Source organism: Pedobacter sp. 05L430 (genome assembly GCF_056397585.1).
In genome coordinates, this window is the sequence record NZ_JBFTNT010000005.1 from 1 (window position 1) to 25738 (window position 25738).

Here is a 25738-nt window from a genome sequence, read left to right on the forward strand (position 1 = left end):
AATAAACAAGGCTATAAGACCTCAAAACGAAGGTTCGCAATGGAGGTGAGAGACTTAGCTATAGCCTTGATTGTGGTGCAGTGTGGCGGTGACCCTGGTCTGTTTTTCAAAACATAAAAAATGGCCGGAATTTCTTCCGACCATTCGTGCATAAATGCGCCCCTTTTTTATGGATTAAATTTTTAAACAATCTCTGCTCCAAGTACGTCCTTAGAATAGGTTTTTAAATATTTCTTTAAAATCTGACGGGCAACGTGTATTCTTGTTTTTACTGTACCAATTGGAATATTCAGCATTTCAGCAATTTCATGGTATTTATACCCCTCAAAATACTTAACAAATGGAATATGATACTCCGGTTGCAAAGTAGCCAAAGCTTTATTAATRTCGCCTATTACAAACTTACTGTCGCTGGTATTTCTAGAAGCGCTGTAATGAAGATTTGCCGAAGAAATATCATCCGATTTCGTAATTAATGCGTTTGTTTTTACCAAACGGCGATAATTATTAATAAAGGTGTTTTTCATAATGGTAAACAACCATCCTTTAAGATTTGTTCCTTCTTTAAACTTACTATAGTAAGTTACAGCCTTCAACATAGTATCCTGCACCAAGTCGTTTGCATCTTCAATATCTTTTGTAAAATTTAAAGCGAATGACTGTAAAGAGACCGAGTGGTCATTTAATTTGAGGTTGAATTCATTTTTTGTCATAATGTTTTAAGTTTTGGGTTAAAAAAGCAAACAAACAGAGTTTTATGAGTGGCGCTCACCAGTTTGTTTAATCTTACTCTCCAAAACATATACAACATATGTACCAAAAAATAGATATCCATGTTATGAAATTAATTTTCGATGCCTACAGTATCGAATGGAACGTTGTCACAGAATATTTACTTCTCTTTCTAATTGAACGCCAAACTTGGCATTCACATCATTTATAATTTGTTCTGAAAAACTATACACTTCCGTCCCGGTAGCAGCGCCATGATTAACCAAAACCAATGCCTGATTCTTCCATGTTCCTGTTTGTCCTACAACAATCCCCTTAAATCCACATTGTTCTATTAACCAGCCTGCTGCAAGTTTTATTTTACCATCTGGAGCCGGATAATGAACCACATTCGGATGTTCAGATTTAACTTTTTCAAATTCAACCCAGGTAATAACCGGGTTTTTAAAGAAGCTTCCGGCATTACCAATTGTAGAAGGATCAGGCAGCTTGGCAACCCTTATTTCAGAAACAACATTTGAAATATCTGCAATTGTGGGAACAGCAATGCCTTTACGATTTAACTCTTCCTGTATAGCTCCATATTGGGTATTAATCTTTGCAGATTTAGTTAATCTAAAACTAACAGATGTAATTATATACTGACCTTTCAGTTCATTTTTAAAAACACTATCTCTATATCCAAAATGACAATCTTCAAAATTGAAGATCCTCTTTTCAGAGGTAGTTATTTCATAAGCCACACAAGATTTAAAAACATCTTTTAACTCTACTCCGTAAGCACCTATGTTTTGTATCGGCGATGCTCCCACAGTTCCCGGAATAAGGCTAAGGTTTTCTATACCAGCAAAACCATTTAAAACACAGTACTTTACAAGATCATTCCAAACTACTCCTGCCCCAGCTGTCACAATAATATCATCCCCCTCTTCAACACTTGAAATCCCCGGTATACTAATTTTAACCACCAGGCCATTAAAATCTTTTGTAAACAATACATTGCTCCCCCCACCTAAAACCAATAAATTCTGCTGCTTAATAAGCTCCGATTTCAATACATCCTTAAGGTCTTGTTCAGAAAGGATTTCGGCAAAATAGTTTGCATCTACAGATATACTAAATGTATTGTAAGGTTTTAATGATTTATTCTTTTGCACGTCCAACATACAGGTTTCAACAGATTAAGTAAACACTACAAATGTAATTGATAAGCCCTGTAATAAACATGTTAAAATCAATATTTAAAAATTTTGACTATTTTTCATGAAATTTTACCGCAACAGGCACATTATACGATTATAGGGCGTTGAGGTAAGTTCAAGAACAGTAAGGGAGAACACTAATATTTGTATGGAAAATCAGGATAAGAAAAGAATTTTAATTATTGAAGCTGCGTTAAAAAGGTTTGCTCATTATGGATTATCAAAAACCACAATGACAGAAATTGCCAAAGACATTTCTTTTTCAAAAGCTCTTCTTTATTATTATTTTCCTGATAAGTTAAGCTTGTACGTAAGCTCTATCGAACACCTTATGCAAATCATGAGCAGAGACCTTGTTAAGTCTATTGATAAAACCACAACTGCTACCGAGGGTGTCCTTAAATTACTTCAAAAACGTCAGGGTTACATTCAGAAATACTATAATTTATTTGAGTCGAACCAGRTAATCAGCACAGAACTACCAGAAGGTCTTTATGAAAAATTCCAAAGGGCCCGAACCTTCGAGGCAATTATCATCGGCTCTCTTTTTAGCAGAGGAATAGCGAGCGGTGAATTAGCGATGGAAGATCCTAAATTAGCTACTGATATATTTATCGATGCACTGTCGGGAATCCACTTTAATATTCTGAGCAGAGATAAAATTATGTTCCCCGGAAAAGAACAGTTCAAGCAAATTTTTGCAAAAGAGAAAATGCTTGCAGAGATTTTCCTGGCTGGTTTAAAGGCCAAATAACCTGATAACCTCCATCTTCACATCACAATTCTTACATCTGTAAAAGACTGTCAACCACAGCTTTCTTTATAGACCATCCTCTTTTTGTCATCATTTTGTCAGTTTAATGAGATTTTAACGCTAAAATTCTTCAAGTAAAATAATGGCAGTATTTTTGACTGTTGAATTAAAAAAGTCAAAAAGTAGAAAAGTAAAATGGTAGAAATTGATAAAAAAAGGGATGCTATAATTGAGGGGGCTATTAAACGTTTTATTCACTATGGTATTAACAAAACCACGATGAATGAGATCGCTGAGGATCTATCAGTATCAAAACCTTCATTATACTATTATTTCCCAGATAAAAACAGTTTGGTATTTGGTGTTATTGATAAGATATTCTCTGATTATTTTGAAATTATCGAAAAAGACAAATCAACCGAGATGTCTATTGAAGAACGCTTAACTGGCTTTATTGAAGTTAAACACCGCTTCTTTCAGAAGTACTATATGCTTCACTTATCTGGAGGCAGCCCGGATTCATCCTTAAATTCTGATGAATTAAGAGAACATTTCATGAAAATGAAATTGAAAAATGAACATTTCCATGCCGATATCTTCAGAGCAGCAATGGACAGAGGGGAACTTGCCAAAGACGATGCTGACAAAATTGCAGAATTGTATCTTGAGAGTTTAGCAGGAATAACCTCTCTATGTATTTTACATGGCAACAAGGAGCTGTTCCCAAGTAAAAAAGAAATGAAGGCAATGCTTGAAAAACAAATAAACCTCTCGAATATCTTCCTTAAAGGATTAAAATAAACAGACGACTAATTATATTATATGAACACTATTATTAAACAGATAAAAACAATCCCACTATTATTACTGGGTTTGGTATTATCAAATACGGTTAGTGCACAACAAACGCTTAGCTTAAAAGATGCGTTAAATTACGCCATCCAGAATAGCGCAAATGTGCGAAAAGCAAAACTTGATATTGATGGGGGAAAATATAAAACCCAGGAAGTTAGGGCTCAGGCTTTACCACAAATTACAGGTAATACAGGCTTAACTTACAATCCTATAATCGGCCAGCAGGTGGTTGATTTTGGAGGACAATTACAGACGCTTAAATTCGGTCAAAAATGGAATTCATCTGCGGGAGTCCAACTTTCACAACAACTATTCAATCAACAGGTTTTTACAGGCTTACAGGCTGCAAGATCCAGTGAGGAGTATTATAATCTTACTGCCCAGCTTACAGAAGAGCAGTTAATAGAATTAGTTGCAGGCAATTATTATCAGGTGTTGGTAAACAGACAGCAAATGAATGTAATCGACACCAACATTAAGAATGTAAAAGTTATTGAAAATATCATTTCCAATCAGCACAAAAATGGTTTGGCTAAAAAAATTGACGTTGATCGTATCAAGGTTAACCTTACCAATTTGGAAACACAGCGTTCGCAAACTTTAAATGCTATTACACAATTGGAAAACCAGTTGAAATTTTCAATGGGAATGCCAGTAAGCACCAGCATTACATTGCCTAAAACAGAACTTACTGAAGTAACCCAATTACCTGAACTTGCAGATTCTATTTCTTTAGACAACAGAACAGAAATTAAACTTTTGGATATTCAGGACAAACTTTTATCGCTGCAGCGTAAGGCTTACGTAGCAGAGTATTATCCTAACTTATCTTTAAGTGGAAACTACACTTACTCCAGTCAAAATCAAGGTTTCGACTTCTTAAAGACAAGCAGTAAGGCTATTGGTTATGGTTCCTCAGCTGTGGGTCTAACCTTAAAAATACCAATTTTCAACGGATTCCTGACTCGTTCAAAGGTACGCCAGGCCGACGTAGATATTAAGAAAGCAAAAGAGGACAGAAGAGAGTCAACAAACTCATTAAACTTGGCTTATGAGAATGCTAAAATTCAGTTGCGCAATAACTTAAACACAATTAATGCACAAAAGAAAAATGCAGAACTGGCAGATGAGATTTACAGAAGTACGCAAAACAATTACAACAATGGTTTGGCGAACCTAACTGATCTACTGGACACAGAAAATTCACTTACTGAAGCTCAAAACAGCTACATCCAGGCGCTATTGAATTACAAAATAGCCGAAATACAATTAATCAAATCGAACGGAAATATTAAATCGCTAGCAAAATAGAAATGAAAAGAGTAATTATTATAATTGTTATAATCGTTGTCGCCCTTGGCGCAATAGCTTATGTTTTAAGCAACAATAAGAAGAAAAACGAAGCAAAAACAGCCTTTATTGCAGAAGGCGGTGGTGCTGTTGCTGTTCGAATTGCAAATGTAGATAAGAAAGTAGTTGATCTGGATTTTGCTGCCAATGGAAACTTTGTGCCTAAACAAGAATTAAACTTCCTTTCAGAAAATGCTGGCAGGGTAAGCAAAATTTATGTTGATGAAGGTGATCGCGTAACCAAAGGACAAATTCTAGCTCGTGTTGACGCTGAAATTATCAATACCGACAAAGAAACTGCAGAAGCAAACTATCAAAATGCATTGAGAGATGAGGCCAGATACAAGAGTTCTTACGAAACTGGTGGTGTAACACAACAGCAGTTAGATCAGGCTAAATTAACAACTCAAAACGCAAAATTACGCCTGCAAGCTTCACAGCGCAAAGTAAGCGATGCAAATCTTAAATCGCCTATCAATGGTATAATTAATAAAAGATACATTGAAGTTGGAGCGTTTGTAAACACACAAGGAACTCAGTTATTTGAAATTGTAGATGTTTCTAAATTAAAGTTAAGAGTAAACGTTAACGAATCACAAGTTGCTAATCTAAAAATCGGTGATAAAATTGACATCAAATCTTCTGTTTTCCCAACAGAAAAATTCAATGGCAAGGTTACATTCATTGCAGCAAAAGCTGATGCGACTTTAAACTTCCCGATTGAAATTGAAGTAGACAACAATACCAAAAACAGCCTAAAAGCAGGTATGTATGGAACAGCGGTATTTAACTTCCCTAAGCAAGCGCCAAGCATTTTAATCCCGCGTACTTCTTTTGTGGGTAGTGTAAGTAKCAACCAGGTATTTATGTTAGATAAATCAAATAACACTTCTAAAATTCGTAAAGTAGTTGCTGGCCGTATTTTAGGTGATTTTGTTGAAATCCTTGACGGACTAAACGAAGGAGAAACTGTAATTACAAGCGGACAGATTAACTTGGCTGAAGGTACTCCTGTCAGCATAGTAAAATAGGTCAATCCCGGCAGTTAATGATCGCGATATGCCAGTCGCAATACGCAATAAAAAAAGAAAATGAAGATAACAGACATATCGATAAAAAGGCCCTCCCTGGTAATTGTAGTATTTACTGCACTTACTCTATTAGGGCTATTAAGTTACTTTTCGTTGGGCTATGAGTTATTACCAAAATTCTCAAACAACGTAGTATCTATTTCAACCATTTATCCTGGAGCTTCACCCGCTGAGGTAGAAAATACCGTAACTAAGAAAATTGAGGATGCGGTATCATCAATGGAAAATATCAAAAAAATAAACTCGGTATCATTTGAGAGTTTATCAACAGTTACGATTACTTTAACTGATGCAGCCAACATTGATATTTCATTAAATGATGCTCAACGTAAGGTAAATGCCATCCTTTCAGATTTACCTGAGGATGTGAAAACACCCTCATTAAGTAAATTCTCATTAGATGATTTACCGGTTATCACCATGTCGGCCTCTGCAGATATGGATGATATTAGCTTTTATGATTTAATTGACCAAAGGATTGCTCCGGTTATTTCCAGAGTAAGCGGGATTGCTCAGGTTAACCTAATTGGTGGATCTGAAAGAGAAATCCAGGTTTCTTTAGATGCAGATAAATTACAGGGCTATAATCTTTCTGTGCCTCAGGTACAACAAATGATTTTAAGCTCAAACTTAGACTTCCCTACCGGAAGTGTTAAAACAGAGAATCAGGATGTTTTGATCCGTTTATCTGGAAAATACAGAAACCTTGAGGAGTTAAGAAACCTTGTTTTAACAACATCAAAAGCTGGCGCTCAAATTCGTTTGGGTGACGTTGCCGATGTACAAGATTCTCAAAAAGAAACCGAAAAGCTTGCTCGTATTGATAGAAAAGGTGCTATTGCCATCCAAATTATTAAACAGAGTGATGCAAATGCGGTAGAAGTAAGTAAAGGTGTACATAAAATTATAGAGAAATTAAAAGTAGAATACGCCGCTAATAAACTCAACATTAAAATTGTTAACGACAGCTCCATCTTCACTTTAGAATCTGCAGATGCCGTTATTCACGATTTAATTCTGGCAGTTGTACTGGTAGCATTTGTAATGCTATTCTTCCTGCATAGTTTACGTAATGCATTAATTGTAATGGTATCCATTCCGGCATCATTAATTGCAACATTTATTGGTATAAGTTTATTTGGCTTTACCTTGAACCTGATGTCATTATTAGGTTTGTCGCTCGTGGTAGGTATCCTTGTGGATGACGCGATTGTGGTTCTGGAAAACATCCAGCGACACATGGAGATGGGTAAAAATAAAGTAAGAGCAGCTTCTGATGCGACAAGAGAAATTGGTTTTACAGTTGTATCCATTACCCTGGTAATTGTGGTTGTGTTTTTCCCTATCGCCATTAGTACAGGTCTTGTGTCGAACATTCTACGTCAGTTCTGTGTGGTTGTAATTATTGCAACATTACTTTCGTTGGTTGCTTCATTTACCATTGTACCTCTCCTTTTCTCTAGATACGGTAAATTAGAACATATTGAAGGCAAAAACATATTTGGCCGTTTTATCCTTTGGTTTGAAAAACAATTAAAAAAATTCACATTATGGGTTACAAACATCTTGACCTGGTCGTTAAATCATAAAAGACGCACCATCGCAGCCGTTGTGGTACTGTTTGTAGGGGCAATGTGGTTAGCTGGAGCTGGTTTTATTGGTTCTGAGTTTTTCCCTAAATCTGATAAAGGTGAGTTTTTAATTCAAATTGAATTGCCAAAAGATGCACCTCTGGAACAAACTAACTTTTACACACAAAAAGCGGAAGCATTTTTGGACAAACAGCCGGAAATTACTCAGCTAATTACTACTGTTGGTCAAGCCAGTGGAGATTTCGGTGGAACTCAGGCAACAGCCTATAAATCGGAGATCAATGTAAAGCTGGTTGAGCGTAATGAGCGCGAGGGTGTCTCGTCAGACATTTTCGCAACCAAAATGAGCCGTGCACTTGCTAAAGAATTGGTAGGTGCTAAGGTTAAAACTGTACCAATTAGTATTTTGGGTATTGCAGAAAATGCTCCGATACAATTAGTAGTAATGGGTTCTGACCTGGATAGTGCATTAAAATATGCAGAAGGTGCCCAAAAAGTACTTGCAACGATCCCAGGTGCAACGGAGATCAAATTATCTGTAGAAAAAGGAACTCCCGAAATTAACGTTCAGGTTGATCGTGATAAAATGTCGGCTTTGGGCTTAACATTGCAAACGGTAGGTTCTACCATGCAAACTGCCTTTGCTGGCAACACAGATGGTAAATACAGAAAAGGTGAATACGAATATGACATTAATATCCAATACCAGGATTTCAACAGAAAAAATGTTGACGATGTACGTAACCTTATCTTTGTAAACGCTAATGGCGAGCAAATTAAACTCTCGYAGTTTGCATCAATTACCGAAGGTTCCGGACCAAGTCAGTTAGAGCGTTTAAATAAATCGACCTCAGTATCTGTTAAAGCACAATCTATTGGTAGACCTACAGGAACTGTTGTTGCTGAATTTCAGACAAAACTGGAACAAATGCAAAAAAATGGAAAGTTAAAAGCCCCTATAGGTGTAAGTTATGCATGGGCAGGAGACCAGGAGAATCAGTCCGAAGGCTTTGGTACCCTGGGTATTGCCTTACTCGCTTCTGTTATTCTAGTTTATTTAATTATGGTGGCGCTATATGATAGTTTTGTTTATCCTTTAGTGGTAATGTTCTCTCTCCCACTTGCGTTAATCGGTGCCTTTCTGGCGCTTGCTTTAACAAATAACTCTATCGGTATTTTCACCATTTTAGGTTTAATTATGCTAATGGGTTTGGTGGCGAAGAATGCGATTATACTAGTCGATTTTACCAATCACATGAAAGCAGAGGGAAAGTCTACAATAGAAGCATTAATTTTAGCTAACCATGCACGTTTGCGTCCAATTTTAATGACAACCATAGCCATGATCTTTGGTATGCTTCCAATTGCCCTTGCAAGTGGTGCCGGTGCGGAATGGAAAAATGGACTGGCCTGGGTTATTGTAGGTGGTTTAACCAGTTCGTTATTTTTAACATTAATTGTTGTACCGGTTGTTTACCTGATTTTTGATATGATGTTAGATAAATTAGGCTTTAACAAAAAAGGCAAAACAATAGACGAATTATTGGAAGAGCCATACGAACATAAAGATGTTCTGGAATATGACCTTGCAGAGTAGTATTTCAAATAGATAATAATAAAAAGAGGAACCCTGAAAAGTTCCTCTTTTTGTTTTAATAATTAAAAACAATTATAATTGTTTTGTTGTATTTACAGGGAATATGTTGAAACACATGATATTACTGCTGCTGTTATGCGGCTTTTCATTCGGGATAAAAGCACAGCATCCTCCTGTTTTTGAGGGAATGTTGACTGATACAAGTACTATTGCATTAAATGATTTAAACATCAATCTTGTAAAATATAGTTATGGGAAACCAAAGATCAGTTTCCTTGCTATACATGATGATGAAGATACTGGAGTAAAAGCAGCTTTTGAATACATACAATTTAATGGGGGCAACATCATTGATTGCCAGTATGGCGGTGTAAGGAATTTTAAATTCGCAAAGGATGGCTTTAATTTCCAAACAGATCCTAACAGCATTTATACGCAGGAAGGCATTATTATGGGCCTTGAAAAGTACGGAAATGTAGATAATGATGAAGTTCTAATGCAACTAGAACGAACCGGCAAGCTGATTCTCGACTTTTACAATCCTAAAAAACTTGGGTACATTTTCACCTTACATAATAATGGAGATGGTGCGTTTGGTATTTCGTCGTATCTAGAGGGCTATGAGCTAGAAAGCGCTGCAGATTCTGTGTACATCAATTTCGAAATGGATAATGATGATCTGATTCTAGTAACCGACTTAAAATTATTTAATCGCTTAAAGCAAGAAAAGGTAAATGTAATACTCCAATCTCCAGAAGCACCTGATGATGGTTCTTTATCCGTTTATGCTATGAGTAAAAATATTCCTTACATAAATGTAGAAGTACAGCACGGCCATCAGGAAGAAAATTTAAGACTTATTGAAATAGCCATAAAGGTCTTATACGAAACCTATCCAGCTTTAAAAGCAAAGGCCTTAGAATAATCTAAGGCCTTTGCTTTTATAATATGTCATTGCAATTAAATATGTATTGCTCTGTTTTCTGTAGCTGCCATAGCCGCTTCTTTAAGGGCTTCGGTGTATGTTGGGTGTGCGTGACAAATTCTTGCAATATCCTCAGCAGAAGCACGGAATTCCATCGCAACCACCGCTTCAGCAATCATATCAGCAGCACGAGGGCCAATCATATGAACCCCAAGAATCTCGTCGGTTTTAGCATCCGCTAATACTTTCACAAAACCATCAGTATCCATACTTGCTTTAGCTCTTCCACTTGCTTTAAAAGGGAATGAACCTGCTTTATATTGAACACCTTTTTCTTTTAATTGCTCTTCAGTATAACCTACAGATGCAACCTCAGGCCATGTATAAACAACACCAGGGATAAGGTTATAGTTGATATGTGGTTTTTGTCCGGCTAATCTCTCTGCTACATAAACGCCTTCATCTTCTGCTTTATGCGCAAGCATAGCGCCTTTAATTACATCGCCGATGGCATATACTCCAGGTACCGAAGTTTCAAGATGCTCGTTAACTGGAATTTTATTTCCTCTCTCTTCAGTAGTGATGCCAATGTTTTCTAAACCTAAGCCAGCAGTATAAGCGGTACGTCCTACAGCAACAATGCAGTAATCAGCCTCAAGTTTCACTTGTTCGCCTTTAGCATTATCAGCCGTTACAGTAACTTTTTTGCCCTTTGTAGTTGCACCGGTAACTTTATGGCCCATGTAAAACTCCATCCCTAAAGATTTCTTTAACACCCGTTGTAGTTCTTTGCCCAAACCAGCATCCATAGTACCAATAATAGATGGCATAAACTCAACAACTGATACTTTAGTACCCAAACGAGCATATACAGAACCTAACTCCAAACCAATTACCCCACCACCAATAACAATCATTTGTTTAGGCACTTCAGTAATGGTCAAAGCTTCAGTTGAAGTAATGATGCGTTTTTTATCTACAGGTAAAAATGGAAGAGCTGTTGGTTTAGATCCCGATGCGATAATTACATTTTTAGCAGTTATCGTCTCAGATTTACCATCAGCATTGGTAATTTTTATGGTATTCTTATCAACAAATGAACCTACACCTTCAAATGTGTCAATTTTATTTTTCTTGAAAAGATATTGAATCCCTGCAGTATTTTGAGCAACCACATCATTCTTGCGCGCAATCATCTGAGGCATGTCAACCTTTAAATCTTTAAGATCAATACCATGGGTTTTAAAAGTATGAGCAGCATTATGATAATGCTCTGAAGAATCCAACAATGCTTTAGATGGAATGCAACCAACATTTAAGCAGGTTCCACCAAAAGTTTTATATTTTTCTATAACTGCCGTTTTTAGGCCTAATTGGGCACATCTTATTGCTCCAACATAACCGCCCGGGCCCGAGCCAATTACAACTACATCGTATTGCATATTAAAGGTTTTTTTTATTAAACAAAGTTAGTAAACCTGAGGCAAAATCTGACACTTATTAGCCTAAAACATTTCCATTTACTATATTTACTATTTATAACTTATTAACCCATAATGGCCCGTATTAAATTCCTTTGGCTTGTTGCTATCCACATTTTTACATTTTCAGCTGTTTTTGCACAGCAATCCGATTCGGCATATGTAAAAGAAAATTACACTAAGATTGAACGTAGTATTACCATGAGAGATGGTGTCAAATTATTTACTTCAATCTATATCCCAAAAGATAAGACAAAAAAGTACCCTTTTCTAATTAATAGAACCCCATACACTGTTGCACCTTACGGAGCAGACAAATACAAAACCAGTTTGGGCAACTTCCCTGCAATGATGAGAGAAGGATTCATATTCGTTTATCAGGATGTGAGAGGCAAGTGGATGAGTGAGGGTACGTTCGATGATATAAGACCACAGGTAGCCAACAAAAAAACTAAAAAAGACATTGATGAGAGCACTGATACCTACGATACCATTGATTGGCTTATAAAAAATATAGAAAACAATAATGGCACAGCTGGTATCTACGGCATTTCTTATCCAGGATTTTACTCTACCACATCTTTACCGGGAGCACATCCTGCTTTAAAGGCTGTTTCTCCACAGGCCCCTGTTACCGATTGGTTCCGTGGCGACGATTTTCACCACAATGGAAGTCTGTTTTTAATGGACGCGTTCAGTTTTATGAGCACATTCGGTGTTCCAAGACCGCAGCCCATCACTCCAGACAAAGGACCTAAAGGTTTCGAATTTCCAATACAAGACAACTATCGTTTTTACCTGGAAGCCGGATCAGTTAAAAACTTAAAAGATAAATACTTTGCCGATAGCATTAAATTCTGGAATGACTTATTTGCCCATCCTAATCTGGATACCTTTTGGCAGGCAAGAAACATCCAGCCGCATTTAGTTAATGTAAAACCTGCCGTTATGGTTGTTGGTGGTTTCTTTGATGCAGAAGATGCCTATGGTACCTTTGCAACCTATAAAAGCATCGAGAAACAAAACCCAAAAGCAAATAACATTCTGGTTATGGGGCCATGGTTCCATGGTGGCTGGGTACGCAGTACCGGAAGCAGCTTTGGTGATATTGAATTCGGACAGCCAACCAGCACATACTATCAGGAAAACTTTGAGCTGCCTTTCTTTAAGCACTACCTTAAAGGTCAGGGTGATTTTAATGCCGCAGAAGCAAACATCTTTGTAACTGGCAGCAACGAATGGAAAAAGTTTAGTACATGGCCGCCTAAAGATACCGAAACTAAAACGCTGTATTTGCAACCCAATGGGAAACTAAGCTTTGAAAAAGTTAAGAGAACAGATAGCTGGGACGAATACGTAACTGACCCTAATAATCCAGTTCCTTATCAGGATGGAGTTCAAGCTAAAAGAACGCGCGAATATATGATTGATGACCAACGCTTCGCTGCCCGCAGACCTGATGTTAAGGTATACCAAACTGATACGTTAACTGAGGATATCACACTAACCGGACCAGTATTGGCCAATCTGGTTGTGTCTACAACCGGCTCAGATGCAGATTATGTGGTAAAACTAATTGATGTTTATCCTGAAAACACTCCAAATCCCACAACAAACCCAAAAAACCTGATTATGGGTGGTTATCAAATGCTGGTACGCGGAGAGATTATGCGTGGGAAATATCGTAATAGCTTTGAGAAACCTGAGGCCATCAATCCAGGCGAAATCACCAAGGTTAATTATGCCCTGCCTGATGTTGCCCACACTTTCAAAAAAGGTCACAGGATTATGATACAGATACAAAATTCATGGTTCCCATTAGCAGATAGAAACCCTCAAAAATTCATGGATATTTACCAGGCTGAGCCAAGTGATTTCCAAAAGGCAACACACCGCATTTTTCACGATGTACACAATTCTTCCTCACTAACCGTAACCGTTCTAAAACAATAATTTAATGAAGAAGCTATTATTCAGTGCGATTGCGTTACTGTGTACAATAAATTTTGCAAAGGCACAATTACTTACCGGAGCCGAAAAATCTTTCAGGGCTGATAGCCTCAGAGGTGCGCTTACCCCGTTAAGAACCTGCTACGACATCAATTACTACCACCTTGATGTTAAAATTAACATCGATAACAAATTCATCAGCGGCAGCAATGAATTTAAATTTACGGCTACTCAAAACTTCAGCAAACTGCAATTTGACCTGTTCGATAACCTTAAGGTTGATAAAATTGTATTTAAAGGTACCGAGCTTCCTTACAAGAGAGAATTCAATGCAGTATTTGTAACTTTCCCTACTGAGATTAAAAAAGGTGCTAAGGAAAGCTTTACTGTATATTATTCAGGCAATCCTGTTATTGCAAAGAACCCACCCTGGGATGGAGGCTTTATCTTTACCAAAGATAAGTCTGGAAATCCATGGGTTTCTGTAGCCTGTCAGGGCTTTGGCGCCAGCTGCTGGTGGCCCAACAAAGACCATCAAAGCGATGAGGTGGATAGCATGCTTATTAGTATAACTGTACCGAAAGACCTTCAGGATATTTCAAACGGTCGCTTAAGAAGCACTGTTCAAAAACCAGATGGCTACACGCAATACAACTGGTTTGTAGCCAACCCAATAAACAACTACAACGTAACCTTTTACATTGGCAAATACGCGCATTGGTCTGATCAGTATCAGGGCGAAAAAGGCAAATTATCTCTTGATTACTGGGCACTTAAAGAGGACAGTTTAAAAGCCCATCCCCATTGGGATACGGATGTGAAACCCATGCTAAAATCTTTTGAGCATTGGTTTGGCCCCTACCCTTTTTATGAAGACGGCTATAAGCTTGTTCAGGCACCACATCTTGGCATGGAGCATCAGAGTGCCGTTGCATATGGTAATCAGTTTRAAATGGGCTACCTTGGAAAAGACTTGTCCGCCTCAGGCTGGGGTTTAAAGTTCGACTTCATTATTGTTCACGAAAGCGGGCATGAATGGTTTGGGAACAATATCACCTCAAAAGATATAGCCGACATGTGGATCCATGAAGCCTTCACAAACTACTCTGAAACCCTGTTCACAGAATCAGAACATGGAAAACAAGCTGCATCAGATTATGTTGTGGGGATAAGACATAACATCCAGAACGATATTCCAATTATTGGACAATATGATGTCAATAAAGAAGGATCTGGTGATATGTATTACAAAGGTGCAAACATGATCCACATTATCCGTCAGCTGATCAATAATGATGAGAAATTCAGAAGCATATTAAGGGGATTAAATAAAACATTCTATCATAAAACTGTTACCACTCAAGAAGTTGAGAATTATATAGCAAAGAAAAGTGGTTTAAAACTGGATAAGGTATTTGACCAATACCTTCGTTATGCGAATATTCCAACTTTAGAGTATAAAATTGTAGGCTCAAAACTATCATACAGATGGCTTGCCGATGTAAAGAATTTTGATATGCCGGTTAAGGTAAGCCTAAAAGAAGACACCTTTTCCCTCCTCCACCCAACTACTCAATGGAAAACAGCTGAATTGGGCAAAGGCGTAACGGCAAATACTTTCAAAGCAGACCGGAACTTTTATATTAAACTTAAAAAATCATAGATTTTTTTTTAAGATGGTGCAACTAATTGAAGTTCTGTGCGTCATATAGAAAAACCTAAACAAAATGAAAAAAATAAGTTCAATATTAATCCTTGCATTCCTGGCATTGGGAACAGCAAGCCAAGCTTCCAATCTAAGCAGCAAATCCACATATTACTCAAATCAACAGAGACAAGTAAGCAATTTTACAGGTATCGAGATTGGTGGTTCTATTAATGCAAAAGTTAAGCTCGGCAATACAGAAAGTCTTAGATTAGAAGGAGATCAAGAGGCCATAGATAACCTTATTACCGAGGTAAAAAATGGCGTGCTCACCATTAAACCAAAAACAAAATGGAACGATTGGTTTAAAAAATTCAAAAACGCAAAAATCACAGCCTATATTACCGCAAAAAAGATCACGTCATTAGGATTGGGCGGCTCCGGAAGTATAGATGTTGAAGGAATGATCAATTCTTCTTCATTGAGTGTTGCCGTAAGCGGTTCTGGCAATATCAAAGCATCAGCAAGTGTAAATAATTTCGAAGGCGCAATCAGCGGTTCTGGTGGGTTGTCAATTAGTGGAAAAGCCAAGAGTTCAGAAGTTGCCATTAGTGGATCAGGTACATTCTCTGGAAAGGATTTCTCAGTAGAAACCATTTCAGCACATGTAAGCGGCTCTGGAAATATTTATATTAATGCACAAAAAAGCATTGATGCAGCGATAAGCGGGTCAGGAAATATAAGCTACTCAGGCAATCCTACAGTTCAAAAAACTGTATCAGGATCTGGTGGCGTAAGAAAAATATAAACACACACAAATAAATAAAAAACCCCAATGCTTAAAAACATTGGGGTTTTTCTATATAGTTTAAGCTATTAAACGCCTAACAATAATCTGGCTGGGTCTTCTAACAATTGTTTAACCCTTACAAGGAAGCCTACCGACTCTCTTCCATCAATAATTCTGTGGTCGTAAGATAAAGCCACATACATCATCGGACGAATTACAACCTCTCCTTTTTCAGCAATCGGGCGCTCAATGATATTGTGCATACCTAAAATTGCAGACTGAGGAGCATTAATAATTGGAGTAGACATCATAGATCCAAACACACCACCGTTAGTTATAGTGAATGTACCACCAGTCATTTCCTCAATAGTCAATTTGCTATCGCGTGCTTTAGTAGCAAGCTCAATAACAGTTTTCTCGATCTGAGCAAGGCTCATGCTTTCTGCATTTCTAATGATCGGAACAACCAATCCTTTAGGAGCAGATACAGCGATAGAGATATCAGCAAAATCATTATAAACTATTTCCTCACCATCAATTTTAGCATTTACGGCAGGGAAATCTTTTAATGCCTCACAAACAGCTTTAGTAAAGAAACTCATAAAGCCTAAGCCTACACCAAATTTCTCTTTAAACTGATCTTTATACTTGCCTCTCAAATCCATTATCGGCTTCATATTAACTTCGTTAAACGTAGTTAACATTGCAGTCTCGTTTTTAACCGTTACCAATCTCTTAGCAACCGTTTTACGCAATGGCGACATTTTCTCTCTGCGCTCATTTCTAGAACCTGCAACAGCAGTAACCGCAGGAGTAGCTTTAGCAGCAGGAGCCGCAGCTTTTGGTTGAGATTTCTCTGCAGCAACAGCATCTTCCTTAGTAATTCTTCCATCAACACCTGTTCCTTTTACAGAAGCAGGATCAACGCCTTTTTCAGCAAGGATTTTTCCGGCAGCAGGAGAAGGAGTTCCTGTAGCATAATTCTCACCACTTTTTTCGGCAACCGGGGCAGCAGCCTTATCTGCAGCTGCAGCAGGTTTTTCTTCCTTAGCAGGTTCTTCTTTAGCTTTAGGTGCAGCGCCACCATCTTCAATTTTGCAAACTACAGCACCAATGGCAAGTGTATCGCCTTCGGTAGCTACTGTTTTTAAAGTTCCGGCTTGTTCTGCAGTTAATTCAAACGTTGCCTTATCAGATTCCAATTCAGCAATTACTTCGTCCATCTCAACTACATCCCCATCGTTTTTTACCCAACGTGATAAAACAACTTCGGTTATCGACTCGCCTACTGGCGGAACTTTTATTTCTATACTCATAACTGATGTATTATTTTTTCTAATCTACATTATAAACTTTATTCACTGATTTTTTAGCAATCTTTTTCTCTGTTTCAGTAACAGGAGCTTCAAAAGCTTTAGCTAAAATATAAGCCTGCTGATCTGCGTGTTGTCTTGCAAATCCTGTGGCAGTACTACTGCTTTCTTTTCTTGAAATCAGTTCAATATCACTAAAGATAGTTCTTCTTAATTTACGCAACAAATATGGCCATGCGCCCATATTCTCAGGTTCCTCCTGTACCCAAACTGCTTCTTTAGCATTTTTGTATTTCCCATATACAGTTTCCATTTGCTCCAATGGAGTTGGATAAAGCTGCTCAACACGAACAATAGCAACATCCTTGATCTGATCTTTCTGTTGTTTTTCTAACAACTCATAATAGATCTTACCAGAACAGAACAATACTCTTCTAACATCAGCTGCTTTAACATTTTCATCATTAATAACCTCCTGGAATTTACCATCAGTAAACTCAGTAAGTTTCGAAACACACTGAGGGTGACGCAATAAACTCTTAGGCGTAAACACTACCAAAGGTTTTCTGAAATCACGTTTAAACTGTCTGCGTAATGCGTGGAAAAAGTTAGCCGGAGTAGTACAGTTGGTTATCTGCATGTTGTAATCAGCACAAAGTTCCATAAAACGCTCAATCCTTGCTGATGAGTGTTCCGGACCTTGTCCTTCATAACCATGAGGCAATAACATTACCAAACCGTTCTCACGTTGCCATTTCGTTTCAGCACTTGCAATATACTGATCTACCACTATCTGCGCTCCGTTAAAGAAATCACCAAACTGAGCTTCCCAAATGGTAAGCGCATTAGGATTAGYMATTGCATAACCATATTCAAAACCTAGTACACCGTACTCAGATAAATGCGAATTGTAAATATCAAATGGAGCTTGTTGGTCAGAAATGTTTGCCAATGGGATATATTCTTCCTCAGAATCTTCAAGAGTTATAACCGCATGTCTGTGAGAGAATGTTCCACGCTCTACATCCTGTCCGCTTAAACGTACTCTTTTTCCCTCAGCAAGGATAGTACCATATGCCAATTGCTCACCCATTGCCCAATCGAACACATGAGTAGTATTTGCCATTTTACTACGTTCTTCAAAAAGCTTCTCTATTTTCTTAAAGAACTTTTTATTTGATGGAAGCGTACTTATTCTTTTAGCTACCTCAAGCAGCGTTGATTTTTTAACAGAAGTATTTGGAGAAGTTTCAAAATCTTTAGGTGTAGCTAAACGCATGTCTGACCATGCACCGCCAAATTTCACCTCATGATAAGTAGAAGTTATTTCTTTAGCTTCATTCAAACGTTCCTGTAATATACCACGGAACTCTTTTTCCATTTCCTTGGCTAAACTTGCTTCAAGCTTACCCTCACCAATCAGCTGCTGAATATAAATATCGCGTGGATTAGCATGCTTCTCTATGCTTTTGTATAGAAGCGGTTGAGTAAACTTAGGCTCATCGGCCTCGTTATGGCCAAATCTGCGGTAACATAAAATATCAATGAACACATCATTTTTATATTTCTGACGATATTCCATTGCCAAATTAATAGCATAAACTAAAGCCTCAGGATCGTCACCATTCACATGGAATACTGGCGACAATGTTACTTTAGCAATATCAGTACAATAAGTACTGGTACGGCCATCTTTATAATTGGTAGTAAAACCAATCTGGTTGTTTATAATCAAGTGAATTGTTCCACCGGTTTTATAACCATCCAGACCAGCCATCTGAATTACTTCATAAACAATACCCTGTCCTGCAACAGAAGCATCACCATGTATCAAAATTGGAGCAATGCGTGCATTGTCGCCACCATATTTAAAATCAATTTTAGATCTGGTCATACCCTCTACTACCCCATTCACTGTTTCCAGGTGAGAAGGGTTAGGGCATAAACTCAAATGCACACTGTTACCATTATTCGTAGTAACATCAGTTGAGTAACCCAGATGGTATTTCACGTCACCTCCAAAAGGAGATTCCGCACTATAACCCTTGCCTTCAAATTCAGCAAAGATGTCCTTATAGGTTTTCTGCATGATATTGGCAAGAACGTTTAAACGTCCTCTGTGTGCCATACCAATTACAAACTCTTCAATTCCAAGTTCCGCTCCTTTTTCAATTACCGAATCCAGGGCAGGAATTAAAGCTTCAGCACCTTCAAGAGAAAAACGCTTCTGACCAAGAAACTTAGTTCCAAGGAAATTCTCAAAGCTAACCGCTTCATTCAATTTCTTTAATATCCTTCTTTTCTCATCAATAGAGAAGTTTGGAGTATTACGTGCGCTTTCCATTTTCTCTTCAATCCATGAAAGGATTTCAGGCGTACGTACATACTTATATTCTGCACCAATAGAGCGACAATAAGTTTGTTTTAAAAAAGCAATTATATCACTAAGCTTAGCTGCTCCAATACCAATCTCAATTCCAGAGTTAAATACAGTGTCCAGGTCTGCCTTTGTTAATCCAAAGTTTTCCATGTCCAAAGTAGGCAAATGATGACGTCTTTCTCTTACCGGATTGGTTTGGGTAAATAAGTGGCCACGCTGACGATAGCCATTGATTAAATTAAGAACATTAATTTCCTTTAAAAAATGCTCAGGAGTCTCTGAACTAACCGATGTTCCGGAAGACCCTCTTCCAAAATCAAAGCCTTCAAAAAACTTTTGCCAACCAAACTCAACAGAATTAGGATCTTGTTTATAAGACTGATATACGGATTCTATGTATTCGGCATTTGCGCCGTTGAGATAAGATAAATTATCCATTATGTGTGAATTGCTATAAGTGTTGCAAAATTAGGTTTTTTTACCTTAATAAACAGGTAAATTCCCTTATAAATCTTCAAGAAATTCAACCATATCACAAACATTTTTCAATGGTGTCAGTTGATCCTTCACAAGAATATCAAATTCTGATATCAAACTCCCTGCCACTAACAACGGCACGTTCAAATTATCCATCACCTTTCCTACAACTTTATTAATATCCTTGCCTAAATTTAAGGAGGTTAGCACAATAAACGAATAATCTGGTTTATACGCTGCAACAATTTTTTTCAGATCAGAATATGGTATCTCCGAACCAAGATAAAGAGTTTCCTGCCCACAGCTTTTCAATAAATATCGGGCAAATAACAAACCTGCTTCATGCATCTCTGCCTCAGGCAAAAAAAGCAGAAATCGTTTCGGCTCTTCTCTATGTGGTTTTTCAACTTTATCAATCTCAACAATTATACGATCCCTTATCAGGTTAGAAGCAAAATGCTCATGAGAAGGATCGATTGCGCCCGTTTGCCAAAGCATCCCAACCTTCTTCATAAAAGGGAACAGCACAAGATCCATGGTTTTAATCAATCCCATTTCATCAATGCAGCCTGCTAAAGTATTAGAAAAAACTTCTTCATCGTAATCGATAGTCGCGTTAGAAAGACTAAGCATCTGAACCGAATCATTGTTCCAATCTGCCTTAAGCTGAGTAACCAGATTAGAAATCTGCTTCTTACTCATTTTAGCTATTTTGCTAATCTTGTAGCCATTCTCATTAAGCGCAACAATATTTAAAAGGGACTTCAAATCCTCCTCGTCGTAATACCTGATGTTGGTTAATGTCCGCTTAGGCGGTACAAGATTGTACCGGATTTCCCACGCCCTGATGGTGTGCGCCTTTATGCCTATAAGGCCTTCTATATCACTAATTGAGAATTTTTTCACACTATATTGAACAACAAATGTTAAACAAGTTTGTTTAAAAAACAATTTTTGTTTAACATTTTTTTTATTAACTGTCCAAAAGCAGCATTTATTAAACAAGAATATCAGACAAGAGAGGCAGCATCAGGAGATACTACATCCAGAATTTTCATTTGTTTATCAAGGTCAAATGTGTTCTTTGATTTAAGGTCAAGACCAGCGCCTGCAACATTTGCCCAATTACCCCAGTTACTCGCAGGAGCATAATCCACTAGCTTTTCTTCAAAATATGCAGCCCCAATTGTCCAATGAATTTTTAAAACATGAATCAGAAAAGTAGCAACAACTAAGCGGCCTGCATGAGGAATAAATCCAGAGTCATTTAGCTCTTTCATGTATTTATCAACAAGCAAATGCCCCGTCTCCCCATCTTTCCATTTTTTCACCAAAGTCTCATCAACCTCAACAGGCGATAAAATCAGTTCTTCAAAATCTGGCTCCTGGAAAAACTTAATCCCATGTTTTTTAAACATAAATCTAAAGTAATCGCGCCAAAGCAAGCCCAATAAGATCTGATTAAAATTAGGATTGGCACCAAAGCTCGCCTCGGCCTCTTTAACCATCCAATAAACCTTTCTTGGCGAAAGACAACCGAACGAGAGCCATCCCGAAATCCTAGAAGAAAACCCCTGTTTATCCGCCGCAACTTTTGAGCTATATTTGATATAAATATCTGATCCGGGTTCAAGTAACTTTGTTAGATGTTCCAGTCCATCTAATTCCCCCCCTTTAGCCTCATCATCAAAGTTCACAAACCCAGCCTCAGCAAATCCTAACTCCAATAACGACGGCAGCGCACCCCAATTTTCATTTTCAACAAAATCAATCTCTAAAGGAGATTCATGACAGGATTTCACAATCGCATCACGCTCTGTTTTCTTTTTAAACTGAGTAAATACATCTGGAATATCTTTAATTGGAAAAGGCAAATCTTCCTTATTATAAAGTGTATGCCCAATAAAATGTTTAAGATTAATCCTTTGTTTCCACAAGGCATCCTCTACATAAGTAGATATTATAGTTTCTTCCGGACCAACTTCTCGGTGATGATAAACCTCAGAAATTTCTAACTGCTCAACAATAGCCGGTATATGCTCTTCAGGTTTACCCTGTATCAGCAATATGTCCCCACCTAATTTTTGAAATGCTGTTCTTAATGATGAAACACTTTCTAACAAAAACTGCGCTCTGCGTGCTCCTGTTTTTTCTGTTTCGAACGAAGTACTCTCAAAATGTCGGGGATCAAAAAAATAAATAGGTAAAATACAGTCCGATTTAGCAATTGCTTCAACTAACATTTCATTATCATGTAAGCGAAGGTCATTCCTGAACCACACCAATATTTTCTTAGACTTCATTAACTTGCAACTGAGTTTTGTGTACTATTTACAAAAATATACGATTTTTTATCCGAATAAGAATCACAACCCCAATATTTACACTAGCGAAACAAATCAAAGGCATAAAAAGCGCTTTTCGCAAAACTTAAAGTTAAAACAATAGGTTATTGAAGTATGAAGAACCAAATCTTGATTACAGGAGCTACCGGTATGCTAGGCAAAAAACTAATAAATGCGCTACATGAATCCGGGCATAGAGTTTCTGTGCTAACAAGGAAAGCCACCAGCATAAAAAACGCAACTGTTTATTTATGGGATGTTTACAAACAGACCATAGATCCAAACTGCCTGCAAGGCATAGATACCATTATTCATTTGGCAGGCGAAAACATTGCAGAAAAGAAATGGACAAAAGAACGTAAACAACAAATTATAGATAGCAGGGTAATGTCTGCCCAATTGCTTTATAAAACCATTAAAGAAACACAGGCCCCTGTAAAAACCTTTATTTCAGCCTCGGCCATCGGTTATTACGGAAACCGTGGAGATGAAATATTAACTGAAGAATCTGGAAGCAGCACAGGCTTTCTTTCCAGGTGTTGTAAATTATGGGAAGAGGCAGTTGATGAAGGCGCCTCACCAGATCTGCGAATAGTTAAATTCAGAATTGGTTTTGTTCTTGGTAAATCAGAAGGCGGTCTGGCAGCATTAGAAAGGCCCATCCGCTATTTTGTTGGCGCCCCCTTAGGTAGCGGGAAGCAATGGACCCCATGGGTACACATTGATGATATTGTAAATATGTTTCTTACGGCAGCAGAGAATCCATCATACCAGGGTGCTTACAACGCTTGTGCGCCTTTTCCGGTTACCAACGAAACTTTAACAAAAGCGATAGCAAAAACAATAAAACGTCCKGTATGGCCAATACATGTACCGGAAAAAGTACTGGAAATGATTCTCGGAAAAATGAGTATCCTCCCGCTCATAAGCACAAATACATCTGCACAAAAACTTCTGGATGCAGGTTTTATATTTAAATATACCCACCTGGAAGATGCATTAACCGATATTTACAAGTAGTGAAAGAAGAAATAAGCGTTTGCTGGTTCAGAAGAGATTTAAGGTTAGACGACAATGCAGCACTTTACGAGGCGTTAAGAGGGCCATACCCCGTCCTGCCTCTTTTTATTTTTGACACAAAGATTCTCAAAAAACTTTCAAACCGGGAAGATCCAAGAGTAACCTTTATACATCACACCTTACAGGAAATTCATTCCGAACTTGCAACACAGGGATCTACCATAGCAGTTGAATATGGCACGCCTGAAGAGGTATGGATTCAAATTTTAAAAAACTACAATGTAAAAGCTGTTTATACCAACCATGATTACGAACCCAATGCAATTGAAAGAGATGATGCACTGGCAGAATATCTTGCATCTGAACAAATTGAGTTTAAAACATTCAAAGACCAGGTCATCTTTGAAAAGAACGAGATTTTAAAGGCCGACGGAAAGCCTTACACCGTTTTCACTCCCTATTTCAACCAATGGCGGGCAAAGCTTAATGAATTTTACATTAAGTCATATCCCATAAACAACTACTTCAACAATCTTCTTAAAATAGCCTCTCTTCCATTACCTACTTTAGCAGAAATCGGATTCAAAGAGTCGAGCCAAAAGTTCCCCTCAAAACGTTTCGGCAGCAAACTTACCGATTATGAAGACAAGAGAGATTTCCCAGCTGTTGATGCCACTACACATATCGGCATGCATCTTCGCTTCGGCACAATAAGTATCCGCGAGGCTGCACAACAAGCATTAAAACAAAAAGCAAACAAGTGGCTATCCGAACTTGCCTGGAGAGATTTTTACATGATGATCCTCTGGCACTTCCCCAGAATCGTGCATCAGTCCTTTAAACCTGCTTACGACAATATCCAATGGCTAAACAATGAATCAGATTTCGAAGCCTGGTGTGAGGGTAAAACCGGTTACCCACTGGTAGATGCAGGAATGAGACAACTCAATCAAACCGGCTATATGCACAACCGGGTACGCATGGTAGTAGCCTCTTTTTTAACTAAGCATCTATTAATAGACTGGCGCTGGGGCGAAGCCTATTTTGCAGAGAAATTATTGGATTACGAAATGGCCAGCAATATTGGAGGATGGCAATGGTCGTGCGGATGTGGAAACGATGCCGCACCATACTTCCGGGTATTTAATCCGGAACTTCAGGCCAAAAAATTTGATCCRGATCAGGCTTATATCAACCATTGGCTACCTGAATATAAACAACAAAAGCATGTACAACCTATTGTTGAACATGCTTTTGCAAGAGAAAGAGTGTTAAAAGTTTTTAAGGATGCACTAAATGAATAGACACCAAATTAGTTGGTAACATCAACAATTTCAATATCAAAATCTAAACAGGCATTAGGAGGGATAGTTCCAGTTGAGCTACCGGCAGTTCCATAAGCCTCTGAAGATGGAATGAAAATCCTAACTTTTGCGCCCTTTGTAAATTTCGTCAACACTTCCCAACCAGAAATAACTTGCAGTAGTGTGGTTGAAAATGTTCCATCAGTATTAGAATCAAATGAGGTTCCATCAAATGTGCGACCTGTATACTTGGCTTTCAAAGTAGTATTAAGATCAATAACTTCGGTACCTGTACCGGCCTGTATAACTGAATAGTAAACTCCGGTAGATGGGTCTTTTGTAGCGGTTAAACCTTTTGATTGTATGAACTCTCTGATTCTTCTATCATCCAATAACCTTTGAGACTTTTCAGGGTAAGTAGTAACAGTGAATTCAATATTTTCATTTGATGGAATATTTAAAACAGTTGTTCCGTTTTTACCAAAGGCCAGGTATGAAGGCAATAAAATTCTAGCAACACCACCCGGCTTAAGGGTCTGCAATACTTTTCTTAAACTTGGAAGCTGGATGCCCACAGATCCAACACTAGTACCGCCAGAATAAGAAAAAGAACTGGCATACCCTACATATGTTCCTAAGTTAGAGATAGCGGGTGTAGTGTGATAATTAGTACCGTTCAATAACGATTTTACAGATACAGAATACAAAACAGAATCGGTAGTCTTAAAAAGCTCTCCGGTTCCTTGTGTCTTAATCTGATAATAAAATCCTGTTTTATCAGGATCTTCTATTGCATCGGTGATATTATTGCTCGAGATGTAATCTTTTATTTTAGTATCATCTATACTTTGAATGGACTCATATTCCTTTTTACAAGAATTTAGAAGAATCAAACCCACTAGAAGAAAGGTATATGAGGTAATTTTTTTTAACAT

The 25738-nt window shown here is 37.8% G+C and carries 19 protein-coding genes; 11 read left to right on the plus strand and 8 right to left on the minus strand.

What is annotated here, in order from left to right; genetic code table 11:
* Positions 1–182: 182 nt before the first annotated feature.
* Positions 183–713 carry an RNA polymerase sigma factor gene (locus AC1DG9_RS02645; protein ID WP_048906458.1) on the minus strand — a complete coding sequence of 177 codons (531 nt, stop codon included), beginning with the start codon at positions 711–713 and terminating at the stop codon, positions 183–185.
* A 168-nt stretch (positions 714–881) separates the two neighbouring features.
* Entirely contained in the window at positions 882–1898 is a 1017-nt protein-coding gene (gene murB / locus AC1DG9_RS02650; protein ID WP_172660478.1) for a UDP-N-acetylmuramate dehydrogenase, read from the minus strand.
* Positions 1899–2082: 184 nt separating this feature from the next.
* On the opposite strand from murB, the gene AC1DG9_RS02655 reads away from it, so the two are divergent.
* The 6 genes from AC1DG9_RS02655 to AC1DG9_RS02680 all read left to right on the plus strand — a co-directional run bounded on the left by AC1DG9_RS02655 (position 2083) and on the right by AC1DG9_RS02680 (position 10098).
* A complete protein-coding gene (locus AC1DG9_RS02655) occupies positions 2083–2688 on the plus strand; it encodes a TetR/AcrR family transcriptional regulator (RefSeq protein WP_477634277.1) in 606 nt (201 codons plus the stop codon).
* Positions 2689–2883: 195 nt separating this feature from the next.
* Positions 2884–3489 carry a TetR/AcrR family transcriptional regulator gene (locus AC1DG9_RS02660; RefSeq protein WP_172660476.1) on the plus strand — a complete coding sequence of 202 codons (606 nt, stop codon included), beginning with the start codon at positions 2884–2886 and terminating at the stop codon, positions 3487–3489.
* Between the two features lie 21 nt (positions 3490–3510).
* A complete protein-coding gene (locus AC1DG9_RS02665) occupies positions 3511–4854 on the plus strand; it encodes a TolC family protein (protein WP_172660475.1) in 1344 nt (447 codons plus the stop codon).
* A 2-nt stretch (positions 4855–4856) separates the two neighbouring features.
* Positions 4857–5924 (plus strand): efflux RND transporter periplasmic adaptor subunit, encoded by a 1068-nt coding sequence (locus AC1DG9_RS02670; RefSeq protein ID WP_477634278.1) that lies wholly within the window; start codon positions 4857–4859, stop codon positions 5922–5924.
* A 60-nt stretch (positions 5925–5984) separates the two neighbouring features.
* Positions 5985–9173 carry an efflux RND transporter permease subunit gene (locus AC1DG9_RS02675; protein ID WP_477634279.1) on the plus strand — a complete coding sequence of 1063 codons (3189 nt, stop codon included), beginning with the start codon at positions 5985–5987 and terminating at the stop codon, positions 9171–9173.
* 115 nt (positions 9174–9288) lie between these two features.
* Positions 9289–10098, plus strand: a complete 810-nt coding sequence (locus AC1DG9_RS02680; RefSeq protein ID WP_337718248.1) for a hypothetical protein — start codon at positions 9289–9291, stop codon at positions 10096–10098.
* A 35-nt stretch (positions 10099–10133) separates the two neighbouring features.
* Here the strand turns inward: AC1DG9_RS02680 and lpdA are convergent, their stop codons facing one another.
* On the minus strand, positions 10134–11540 hold the full coding sequence (gene lpdA / locus AC1DG9_RS02685) for a dihydrolipoyl dehydrogenase (protein WP_172660471.1): 1407 nt from the start codon (positions 11538–11540) through the stop codon (positions 10134–10136).
* Between the two features lie 114 nt (positions 11541–11654).
* Here lpdA and AC1DG9_RS02690 point away from each other — a divergent pair, with 114 nt between their 5' ends.
* From AC1DG9_RS02690 to AC1DG9_RS02700, 3 genes are all read left to right on the plus strand, one after another.
* Entirely contained in the window at positions 11655–13532 is a 1878-nt protein-coding gene (locus AC1DG9_RS02690) for a CocE/NonD family hydrolase (protein WP_172660470.1), read from the plus strand.
* 4 nt (positions 13533–13536) lie between these two features.
* Positions 13537–15192, plus strand: coding sequence for a M1 family metallopeptidase (locus AC1DG9_RS02695; RefSeq protein WP_477634280.1), 1656 nt, complete (start codon positions 13537–13539; stop codon positions 15190–15192).
* A 64-nt stretch (positions 15193–15256) separates the two neighbouring features.
* Positions 15257–15982 carry a head GIN domain-containing protein gene (locus tag AC1DG9_RS02700; protein WP_288883716.1) on the plus strand — a complete coding sequence of 242 codons (726 nt, stop codon included), beginning with the start codon at positions 15257–15259 and terminating at the stop codon, positions 15980–15982.
* A 68-nt stretch (positions 15983–16050) separates the two neighbouring features.
* Here AC1DG9_RS02700 and odhB read toward each other — a convergent pair whose 3' ends face one another.
* The 4 genes from odhB to AC1DG9_RS02720 form a co-directional block, all read right to left on the minus strand.
* Positions 16051–17280, minus strand: a complete 1230-nt coding sequence (odhB, locus tag AC1DG9_RS02705; RefSeq protein ID WP_288883718.1) for a 2-oxoglutarate dehydrogenase complex dihydrolipoyllysine-residue succinyltransferase — start codon at positions 17278–17280, stop codon at positions 16051–16053.
* Between the two features lie 19 nt (positions 17281–17299).
* A complete protein-coding gene (locus AC1DG9_RS02710) occupies positions 17300–20095 on the minus strand; it encodes a 2-oxoglutarate dehydrogenase E1 component (RefSeq protein WP_477634281.1) in 2796 nt (931 codons plus the stop codon).
* A gap of 66 nt (positions 20096–20161) precedes the next feature.
* On the minus strand, positions 20162–21040 hold the full coding sequence (locus AC1DG9_RS02715) for a MerR family transcriptional regulator (protein WP_288883719.1): 879 nt from the start codon (positions 21038–21040) through the stop codon (positions 20162–20164).
* 104 nt (positions 21041–21144) lie between these two features.
* Positions 21145–22437, minus strand: coding sequence for a DASH family cryptochrome (locus AC1DG9_RS02720; RefSeq protein WP_172660464.1), 1293 nt, complete (start codon positions 22435–22437; stop codon positions 21145–21147).
* A gap of 156 nt (positions 22438–22593) precedes the next feature.
* Between AC1DG9_RS02720 and AC1DG9_RS02725 the strand changes: the two genes are divergently transcribed.
* Complete coding sequence (locus AC1DG9_RS02725; RefSeq protein ID WP_172660463.1) at positions 22594–23499, plus strand: TIGR01777 family oxidoreductase; 906 nt, start codon at positions 22594–22596, stop codon at positions 23497–23499.
* Positions 23499–24803: a cryptochrome/photolyase family protein gene (locus tag AC1DG9_RS02730; protein ID WP_337718250.1), complete on the plus strand. Its 1305-nt coding sequence runs from the start codon at positions 23499–23501 to the stop codon at positions 24801–24803. Before AC1DG9_RS02725 ends, AC1DG9_RS02730 begins: the two co-directional genes overlap by 1 nt.
* A gap of 8 nt (positions 24804–24811) precedes the next feature.
* Here the strand turns inward: AC1DG9_RS02730 and AC1DG9_RS02735 are convergent, their stop codons facing one another.
* Positions 24812–25738: an FKBP-type peptidyl-prolyl cis-trans isomerase gene (locus AC1DG9_RS02735; RefSeq protein WP_172660461.1), complete on the minus strand. Its 927-nt coding sequence runs from the start codon at positions 25736–25738 to the stop codon at positions 24812–24814.